Annotated in this window: 9 protein-coding genes; 8 read left to right on the forward strand and 1 reads right to left on the reverse strand. The window is 69.8% G+C overall.

Translation table 11 applies throughout. The features are described 5' to 3' along the window. Window positions 1-107: 107 nt before the first annotated feature. Genes ACFPZL_RS07035 through ACFPZL_RS07045 form a run of 3 tightly spaced genes read left to right on the forward strand, consistent with a single transcriptional unit; the run spans window position 108 to window position 1719 of the window. Window positions 108-176, forward strand: a complete 69-nt coding sequence (locus ACFPZL_RS07035; RefSeq protein WP_382334959.1) for an SHOCT domain-containing protein — start codon at window positions 108-110, stop codon at window positions 174-176. Between the two features lie 11 nt (window positions 177-187). Beyond that, window positions 188-1420, forward strand: coding sequence for a zinc ribbon domain-containing protein (locus ACFPZL_RS07040; RefSeq protein ID WP_236021672.1), 1233 nt, complete (start codon window positions 188-190; stop codon window positions 1418-1420). After that, window positions 1417-1719, forward strand: coding sequence for a hypothetical protein (locus ACFPZL_RS07045; RefSeq protein ID WP_218113816.1), 303 nt, complete (start codon window positions 1417-1419; stop codon window positions 1717-1719). Before ACFPZL_RS07040 ends, ACFPZL_RS07045 begins: the two co-directional genes overlap by 4 nt. 5 nt (window positions 1720-1724) lie before the next feature. Here ACFPZL_RS07045 and ACFPZL_RS07050 read toward each other — a convergent pair whose 3' ends face one another. Continuing rightward, complete coding sequence (locus ACFPZL_RS07050; protein WP_218113817.1) at window positions 1725-2738, reverse strand: hypothetical protein; 1014 nt, start codon at window positions 2736-2738, stop codon at window positions 1725-1727. A gap of 121 nt (window positions 2739-2859) precedes the next feature. Here ACFPZL_RS07050 and ACFPZL_RS07055 point away from each other — a divergent pair, with 121 nt between their 5' ends. The 5 genes from ACFPZL_RS07055 (at window position 2860) to ACFPZL_RS07075 (ending at window position 9653) form a co-directional block, all read left to right on the forward strand. Beyond that, window positions 2860-3435 (forward strand): hypothetical protein, encoded by a 576-nt coding sequence (locus ACFPZL_RS07055; protein WP_218113818.1) that lies wholly within the window; start codon window positions 2860-2862, stop codon window positions 3433-3435. Next, a complete protein-coding gene (locus ACFPZL_RS07060; RefSeq protein ID WP_236021673.1) occupies window positions 3432-3794 on the forward strand; it encodes a hypothetical protein in 363 nt (120 codons plus the stop codon). Before ACFPZL_RS07055 ends, ACFPZL_RS07060 begins: the two co-directional genes overlap by 4 nt. A gap of 89 nt (window positions 3795-3883) precedes the next feature. Continuing rightward, entirely contained in the window at window positions 3884-5476 is a 1593-nt protein-coding gene (gene serA / locus ACFPZL_RS07065) for a phosphoglycerate dehydrogenase (RefSeq protein ID WP_218113819.1), read from the forward strand. Window positions 5477-5789: 313 nt separating this feature from the next. Continuing rightward, window positions 5790-8090: a polyribonucleotide nucleotidyltransferase gene (locus tag ACFPZL_RS07070; RefSeq protein ID WP_218113820.1), complete on the forward strand. Its 2301-nt coding sequence runs from the start codon at window positions 5790-5792 to the stop codon at window positions 8088-8090. Between the two features lie 138 nt (window positions 8091-8228). Continuing rightward, complete coding sequence (locus ACFPZL_RS07075) at window positions 8229-9653, forward strand: M16 family metallopeptidase (protein WP_218113821.1); 1425 nt, start codon at window positions 8229-8231, stop codon at window positions 9651-9653. Window position 9654 lies beyond the last annotated feature (1 nt).

A 9654-nucleotide genomic window follows, 5' to 3' on the forward strand; every position in this document is an offset into this window, starting at 1 on the left:
GCGCGCAGAGCGGGGCGCCCGCTGCGGCTCCCGCAGCTGCGGCCCCGGCCGCCGCGGCAGAGCCCGGTGCGGAGGATCCGATGGCGAAGCTCGCGAAGTTCAAGGAGATGCTCGACGCGGGCCTCATCACGCAGGAGGACTACGACGCCGCCAAGGCGAAGGCCCTCGGCATCTGAACGGCCGACGGATGAACGACTCCCCGGCGATGCCGCAGGGCGAACCGTCACCCGTGCCGGTCGAGCCCGCCGCGAGCACCGATCCGGTCGGCACCGAGAACGAGCGTCTGCGGGACGGCGTCAACCGATGCCCGAAGTGCGGTTCGACCGAGATCCAGCTGCGCCCTGCGACCGGCATGCTCATCTGCCTCTTCTGCCGCCATGAGTGGGCGGAGTCGGCGATCGAGGGGCAGGTCTTCGCGGAGGCGCCGCTCTCCGAGCTGAGCGGCACGACGATCGGGAGCGGAGCCGCCGACATCGACGGCTCCGTCGACGACGTCGTGACGCTGAAGTGCGGGGGCTGCGGCTCCGAGGTCGTCGTGAACACCGCGCAGGCGATGTCGGCGCGCTGCCACTGGTGCCGGCACATCCTGACCATCAACGAGCAGGTGCCGAACGGCGCCGTGCCCGACGCGGTGCTGCCGTTCGCGCTGACCCATGAGCAGGCGGTCGCCGCGATCCGCGCCTTCGCGGGGAAGCGGCGCATCTTCGCCAACCGGAGGTTCCTGCGGGAGTTCACGCCCGAGAACGTCGTCGGCGTGTACCTGCCCTACATGGTGGTCGACGGCAACGCCGGCGCCGACGTCTGGGGGCACGGCGAAGTGCTGGTGCGCACCTACACGCGCGGGAGCGGGGAGGACAAGGAGACCTTCTACGACGCCGACGTGTACCAGGTGCAGCGGCACGTCGATTTCACCGTCGACGATCTGACCATCGAGTCGTCGTCCGAGCGGGCCAACATGAACACCTTCGTCAACACGAACAACGTGATCAACACGATCCTGCCGTTCGACACGAAGAACGCCGTGCGCTGGAACGCGGGCTATCTCACCGGGTTCACCTCGGAGAAGCGCGATCAGGACATCTCGGCGATCCAGCCCGTGCTCGAGCACCAGCTGCTCTCGATCGCGCGTTCGCAGGTCTCTCCGTCCGTCACGGGCTACAACCGCGGCGTGCGCTGGGAGCACGAGCGGCTCGAGGTGCGCGGCACGCGGTGGCTGTCGATGTACCTGCCGGTCTGGCTCTATTCCTACTACCACGAGGAGAAGGGCCGGGGCATGGTCCACTACATCGCGGTGAACGGCCGCACGGGGGAGACGATGGGCAGCGTTCCGGTCTCGCAGGGGCGACTTCTCGCCGCAGCTTTCGCGACCGGAACGGTGGTCGAGGGCCTCGTGCTCGCGATTCTGGCGGCCACGGCATGATCGCGGCACTGCTCATCGGCCTGATCGACGCGGCCGGCGTCGTCGCCGCGACGGACGACGGCGACCCGGGCTGGCTGCTGCTCGCCGGGCCGGCCGCCGGGATCGCCACGTACACGGCCCTGTACCGGTACTACCGCAACACCGACAAGTCGCACGCCTTCGAGCACGAGACGATCATCGAGGCGCAGCCCGTCACCGGCAGTGACCAGAAGGTGGACGAGATTCGCGGGACGAAGCAGAAGTCGATCCAGGGGAACAACGTCCGATCCCATCGGGAACGCGTGCAGCGGGTGCAATAGCGCGGCTACTCCGCAGGTTCCTCCGTCGACTCGTCCGCAGGCTCGTCCCCGGACGGTTCCTCGCCGCCGTTCAGCAGATCGTCGGCGAAATCGCTCGGCGGGGTCTGCTCCAGGTAGCTCGGATCGGGCAGCGCGAAGTCGTGCCCAGCGGCATTGCACTGGTTGATCTCCATCTGCACCTGCTTGGTGAGGCGCTCCATGCCGCCCGACGTATCGGCGGTGGCGTCGGAGACGGTGCCGGTGAGGATCTCGTCCTGCGTCGAGTTCTCGAGCGGCGACACCTCTGCGCAGAGGTGGTAGACGGATCCGCTGGCGACCCAGAAGACCTCGTCCTGACCGGTGATGCCGACCACGCGAGTGCGGTCCCAGTTCTGCTCGACCGTGTACTGCTCGACCGACGGCGGATTGAAGTCGACGCCGAGCGCGACGGCGATCACCAGCACCCCGATGCCGATGCCGCCGGCCCAGCCCTTCTGCTTCTTGTCCATGTCCTTGTTCAGGAAGATCAGGATGATGAGGGGCAGGAAGGCGAGGATCGGGATGATCGCGCCGAGCTGGTTCTGCACGAAGAAGCGGACCTTGTCCTTGCGGGACGCCGGGTCGAGTCGGTTCGCGCCCTTCCACAGGTAGCCCGCGATGATGCAGAGGATCGCGTTGATCACGAGGATGCCGATGATCCACCAGAACGCCCAGCCGGGGAACGAGACGACGGGGGAGCCGTCGGCGCCCTGCTGCACACCGCTGTTCCAGTCGAACTGCTGGGCGATGCGCGTGCGCGCCGGCGTGTTCAGCAGCCCGAAGATCGCGAAGGCCTGCAGTGCGATCGCGACGAGCCACAGCACGCCCGCGATGATCCGCTTGGTCCGTGCCCTGCCCTTGGCCTCGGGCGTCGCCTTCCAGGTGCGATCCGCGGCTCCGTCGGCCCCGGGCTCCGCCGTCGACCGGCCCTCGGCGGCGGGCGCGGCGCGGACGACCTTCTTCCTCGGCTTCGATGCTGCGGGCTTCGACTCTTCGGTCACGGTGATCCTTCCGGGGTGCAGGGCCGGGATTCCACTCGGCGGCTATGTCTCGGCCGAGGGGCGTCTGTGGAACTCAGTGTATCCCCCGGTTCCCCAGCCGCGCGTCGATAAACTGTGCCCCATGCGCAACAAGCCTGAACGGGGGGCTCGCGAGAGCCGTCTCGCGAGCGGATGGACCGTCGAAGCCGGCCCCGGCGATGTCGACGCGGCGCTGGACGCCGCCGAGGCTCGCGCAGCGGTCGGCGGCGGATCGGGCCGCGGACTCCTCGGCGGATCCGGCACCGACGCCGGGAACGGCGCCGGGAACGATGCCGAGAACAGCGCAGCGAGCGCTGCCGTCGAGGCGGGGGCAGGGGCAGGATCCCTCGACTCGCAGGCGAAGGCGCAGCTCAGCGCCGGGATGCTGGTGCTCTTCGGTGTGATCGGCGGCCTCTACCTGCTGTACACGATCGTCTGGCTCAGCTGGGCCAAGTACTACTCGGACGCGAACGCTGCGATCGCCGAGGCCAGCGGTGTCGTCGGGTCCGTGTTCCAGCAGGTGCTCTTCTGGTTGGCGCCGTTCGCGCCGGTGCTCTGGTTCCTCTCCGTGCTGCTGCGGCTTCGCGGCGCCCGCACGCGCACGCTCCTGATCTGGCTCCTGGTCGGAGCGGTGGTGCTCGTACCGCTGCCCATGTTCGAGATGGGAGCGGCGTCGTGACCGCGAACCCGGCCACCGCGGTGGCGCACCGCGGCCGCGCCGCCCGAATCGCGGCCTGGGCGTGGGGGATCGTGCTGATCCTGTGCTACGTGCTGGTGACGGTCAACGCGGTGGGCAATCTCACCGGCATGCACGGGATCGGCGAAGCGCTCGGCGGCGGGCTGAGCCGGGCCGGCTGGTTCTGGCTGATCCTCGGCATCGTGCTTCCCGTCGCGGCTCTCGCGATCGCGCTGCTGCTGGGGCGTGGACGCCGGGCCGGGGTGCGACTGCTGCTGCTGCTGGCGGGGATCGCGGTGATCTCGGCGTTCCAGTTCGAGATCCTGCTCCTGGTGCCGCAGTACACCTATTTCGCGGCGTGACCTCGGGACCTCCGGCCAGGCGATAGAATGACCGGGTGGCTCGTCCATGAGCCCGCATCCTGCCCGCGCACCCCAGAAGGATCACTCCGTTGCCTGCGCCCGTCGTGCTGATCGCCGAACAACTCTCGCCCGCCACCATCGCCGCACTCGGCCCCGACTTCGAGGTGGTGCACGTCGACGGCACCGACCGCGACGCACTGCGCGCCTCGCTCGCCGACGCCGATGCGATCCTCGTCCGCTCGGCCACCCAGGTCGACGCCGAAGCCATCGGCTGGGCGCCGAAGCTCAAGGTCATCGCCCGCGCGGGCGTCGGCCTCGACAACGTCGACATCAAGTCCGCCACGCAGGCGGGCGTCATGGTCGTCAACGCGCCCACGTCCAACATCATCAGCGCCGCCGAGCTCACCGTCGCGCACATCCTCGGACTCGCCCGGCACCTGCAGCGCGCGCACGCCTCGCTGAGCGCGGGGGAGTGGAAGCGCTCGTCCTTCACCGGGACAGAACTGTTCGAGAAGACGATCGGCATCGTCGGCCTGGGCCGTATCGGCGCACTCGTCGCCGAGCGCCTGCGCGGCTTCGGCGTCGAGCTCATCGCCTACGACCCGTACATCACGGCTGCCCGCGCCGGCCAGCTCGACGTCGAACTGGTCGAGCTCGACGAACTGGTCGCCCGCGCCGACTTCCTCACCATCCACATGCCGCGCACCCCGGAGACGCTCGGCATGATCGGCGAGACCCAGCTGAAGGCCATGAAATCGACCGCCTACGTGGTGAACGTCGCCCGTGGCGGACTGATCGACGAGGCGGCGCTCTCCGCCGCGCTCGATGCGGGCGAGATCGCCGGCGCCGCGCTCGACGTGTTCATGCAGGAGCCCCCCGCCGACACCGTGCTCACGGGCAACGGGAGAGTGAACGTCACCCCGCACCTCGGCGCCTCGACCGACGAGGCGCAGGAGAAGGCGGGCGTGGCGGTCGCCAGGTCCGTGCGCCTCGCGCTCGCCGGCGAGCTCGTGCCCGACGCGGTGAACGTCGCGGGCGGCGCGATCGACGAGTACGTGAAGCCCGGCCTGCCGCTCACCGAGAAGCTGGGCCAGATCTTCGCGGGCCTCGCCGCGGCCCCCGTGGCGACGCTCGACGTCGAGGTGCACGGCGAGCTCAGCGAGTACAACGTCGAGGTGCTCAAGCTGGCCGCGCTCAAGGGCCTCTTCACCCAGGTCGTCAGCGACCCCGTTTCGTACGTGAACGCGCCGCTCCTCGCCGAGCAGCGCAACGTCGAGGTGCGCTTCAGCTCCGACACGGCAGCCGAGAGCTTCCGCAACGTCATCACGCTGCGCGGCGTGACCGAGGACGGCACGCGCGTCTCGGTCTCGGGCACGCTCACCGGGCCGAAGCAGGTCGAGAAGGTCGTCGAGATCAACGGCTACGAGCTCGAGCTCCCCATCTCCGACCACCTGATCGTGTTCAGCTACACCGATCGGCCCGGCATCGTCGCGACCTACGGCGGGCTGCTCGGCGAGGCCGGCGTGAACATCGCCGGCCTCCAGATCGCGCGCGACGAGAAGAAGGGCACCGCGCTCTCGGTGCTCTCCGTCGACGGCGAGGTGCCGTCCGAGCTGATCGATCGGCTCGGCGAGGCGATCGGTGCGGAGATGCTCCGCGCGATCGATCTCGTCGTCGACTGATCGATCGCCGTCCGATCGGGCGCGATTCCCGGCGCCGTCGATGCCCCGCCGCGCGCGGGGCATCGACGTTTCCGGGATTTCGCGGGATCCGATGGTATCCTTGGCGTGTCGTGCTGCGCCCATCCGGTGCGGTACGGCATCAACGATGAATCGAGCACGTCGGTCGGCGGGCTGGTATTCGGTGGTGGATTCCCCTGCGCGCTCCACCGCGCAGGGTGATCCTCTACTGAACATCAGCACCCGCGATCGCCTGTGGCCGACGCTTCGGCGTTCCGGGCTGCCCGCCGCGTGCTCACGTATGTGAGGAGTACCCGTGGAGGGTCCTGAGATCAAGTTCGCCGAGGCCGTGCTCGACAACGGCAAGTTCGGCACGCGCACCATCCGCTTCGAGACCGGCCGTCTCGCGCAGCAGGCGCAGGGCGCCGTCGCCGCCTACCTGGACGAAGAGACCATGCTGCTCAGCGCGACCAGCGCGTCGAAGCAGCCGAAGGATCACTTCGACTTCTTCCCGCTGACCGTCGACGTGGAGGAGCGCTCGTACGCCGCCGGCAAGATCCCCGGCTCGTTCTTCCGCCGCGAGGGCCGCCCCTCGACCGAGGCGATCCTCGTCTGCCGCCTGATCGACCGCCCGCTGCGTCCGTCATTCGTCGACGGCCTCCGCAACGAGGTGCAGATCGTCGTCACCGTGATGAGCATCGCCCCGGGCGAGTTCTACGACGCGCTCGCGATCAACGCGGCCAGCGCTTCGACGCAGATCTCGGGCCTGCCCTTCTCCGGCCCGATCGCCGGCGTGCGCCTGGCGCTGATCCCCGGCCACGGCGACAACGCCGACCAGTGGGTCGCGTTCCCGACCGTCTCGCAGCTCGAGGAGGCCGTCTTCGACCTGATGGTCGCGGGCCGCGTGGTCACGAAGGCCGACGGCACCGAGGACGTCGCGATCATGATGGTCGAGGCCGAGGCGACCGAGGGCTCGTGGAACCTCATCAAGGCCGGCGCGACCAAGCCCGACGAGGCCGTCGTCGCCCAGGGCCTCGAGGCCGCGAAGCCGTTCATCTCGCAGCTGGTCAAGACGCAGGAGCAGCTCGCCGCCCAGTCGGCGAAGGAGATCCAGGACTACCCGGTCTTCCTGCCCTACGCCGACGAGACCTACGCCGCCGTCGAGGCGCTCGCGCTCGACGAGCTCGCCGGCATCTACCAGATCGCCGACAAGGTCGAGCGCCAGAACGCCGACGACGCGCTGAAGGCGCGGGTCAAGGAGGCCGTCGCAGCCAAGGTCGAGGCGGGCGAGCTGCCGGCCGAGGCCGAGGGCCAGGTCTCCGCGGCCTACAAGTCGGTCACGAAGAAGATCGTGCGCGGCCGCATCCTCACCGAGGGCGCCCGCATCGACGGCCGCGGCCTGCGCGACATCCGCGCGCTCGACGCCGAGGTCCAGGTGATCCCGCGCGTGCACGGCTCGGCGATCTTCCAGCGCGGTGAGACCCAGATCCTGGGCGTCTCGACGCTGAACATGCTGAAGATGGAGCAGCAGATCGACTCGCTGTCGCCCGTGACCAGCAAGCGCTACCTGCACCACTACAACTTCCCGCCCTACTCGACCGGTGAGACCGGCCGCGTGGGCAGCCCGAAGCGCCGCGAGATCGGCCACGGCTTCCTCGCGGAGCGCGCCCTCGTGCCGGTGCTGCCGGCTCGCGACGAGTTCCCCTACGCGATCCGCCAGGTCAGCGAGGCGCTGAGCTCGAACGGCTCGACGTCGATGGGCTCGGTCTGCGCGTCGACGCTCTCGCTGCTGAACGCGGGCGTGCCGCTGCGCGCGCCCGTCGCCGGCATCGCGATGGGCCTTGTGAGCGACGAGGTGAACGGCGAGACCCGCTACGCGACCCTCACCGACATCCTGGGCGCCGAGGACGCGCTGGGCGACATGGACTTCAAGGTCGCAGGCACCTCGGAGTTCGTGACCGCGCTGCAGCTCGACACCAAGCTCGACGGCATCCCCTCGGATGTGCTCGCCGGTGCGCTGTCGCAGGCGAAGGAGGCCCGCGCCACTATCCTCGGCGTGATGGCGCAGGCCATCGACGCCCCGGACGAGATGGCCCCGACCGCCCCGCGCGTGATCACGGTCAACATCCCGGTCGACAAGATCGGCGAGCTGATCGGCCCGAAGGGCAAGACGATCAACGGCATCCAGGACGAGACCGGCGCCGACATCTCGATCGACGACGACGGCACCGTCTACATCGGCGCCGTCGACGGCCCGTCCGCCGAGGCCGCCCGCGCGCAGGTCAACGCGATCGCGAACCCGCAGACGCCCGAGATCGGCGAGCAGTACCTCGGCACCGTGGTGAAGAACGCCGCCTTCGGGGCGTTCGTCTCGCTGCTGCCGGGCAAGGACGGCCTGCTGCACATCAGCGAGGTGCGCAAGCTCGCCGGCGGCAAGCGGATCGACTCGGTCGACGACGTGCTGTCGATCGGCCAGAAGATCCTCGTGAAGATCACCAAGGTCGACGATCGCGGCAAGCTGTCGCTCGAGCCCGTGCTCGAGGAGGCGGCTGCCGAGGCGCCCGCCGCCGACGCGGAGCCCGCCGAGGCCGAGGTCGCCGCGACCGACGCCGAGTAGTCTCCGCCGCACGAGGGCCCGGGCACCGAAGGGTGCCCGGGCCCTCGTGCGGTCAGGAGTCTGCGGCGTTCGGGAAAGTCGAAGTGGCGAACAGGCCGGGGATGAGGGAGATGCGCGTCGCGTCGATAGGGTAGGGGGGTGCCAGACCCGATTCTCCTGCCCCTCGACCTCCCCGAACTCGACGCCGACCTCAGCGGCGGGTTCCTGCGGCGCACCGTCCACCCGAGCGGTCTCCGAGTGCTCACCGAGCGGATGCCGGGTTCCCGCAGCGCGACCGTCGGCTTCTGGGTGGGGATCGGCTCGCGCGACGAGCAGGCCGAGCAGCACGATGCGCCGGGCAGTCTGGGCAGCACGCACTTCCTCGAGCATCTGCTCTTCAAGGGCACGCCGACCCGCGACGCCATGCAGATCGCCACGAGCTTCGACCGCATCGGCGCCGAGAACAACGCGCTCACGGCGAAGGAGTACACCTGCTACTACGCGAAGGTGCGCGACGCCGATCTCGACGGCGCGGTCCGGGTGCTCGCCGACATGGTGACCAATTCCGTCATCGATCCGGGCGAGTTCGAGAACGAGCGCGAGGTGATCCTCGAGGAGCTCGCGATGGCTGCCGACGACCTGGCCGACGTCGCGAACGAGCGCTTCTTCGAGACCGTCCTCGGCGAGCATCCGCTCGGGCGGCCGATCGGCGGGAGCACCGAGACCATTCGCGGCGCTCGGCGCGACGATGTGATGTCGCACTATCTGGCGCAGTACGACCCGTCGACGCTCGTCGTCACCGCGGCGGGAGCGGTGGACCACGACCGACTCGTCGAACTCGTGCTCGCCGGCCTCGACGCGGCCGCCGCGCTGGAGGGCGGCGAACGCTGGGGCACCGGGAAGGACCGGTTCCCGGTGCGGCGCCCGCAGGGAGAGGCCGGCGCGGATCCCGCCGGCGCGGATCCCGCCGATGGGACGCCCGCGGATCCGGTTCAGGGTTCGCAGGCCGACGCGGCCGCCGAACTCCGTCTGGTATCGCGCGAGAGCGAGCAGCTGAACCTTATGATCGGTACGCGCGGTCTCCGCTCGGGAGACCCCAGGCGCTTCGCCTTCGGGCTGATGAACGCCGTGCTGGGCGGAGGCATGTCGAGCCGGCTGTTCCAGGAGATCCGAGAGAAGCGGGGGCTCGCCTACACGGCCTACTCCTTCGGGGCGAGCTACAGCGACGCCGGGGCGTTCGGGATGTACGCGGGTACGGCGCCGGAGAAGGCGGCCGAGGTGATCGAGCTCGCGAACGCCGAGCTGCAGAAGGTCGCCGAGTCGGGCGTGACCGAGGAGGAGCACGAACGGGTGCTCGGACAGATCTCGGGATCGTCGGCGCTCGCGCTCGAGGACAGCGACACCCGGATGGGGCGGCTCGCCCGCGCCGAGCTCGGATCCGGGGAGCTCTACACGCTCGACGCGTCGCTCGAGCGCTTCGCGGCCGTGACGCCGGAGGACATCCGCTCGGTGGCGGCCGAGCTGGCTGCGGCGCCGCGCTCGGTGGTCGCCGTCGGCGACGTGTCGCGCTCCACCCTCGCCTGAG

Origin of the sequence: Leucobacter soli (assembly GCF_042659205.1) — a bacterium.
GTDB classification, from domain to species: Bacteria; Actinomycetota; Actinomycetes; order Actinomycetales; family Microbacteriaceae; genus Leucobacter; species Leucobacter soli.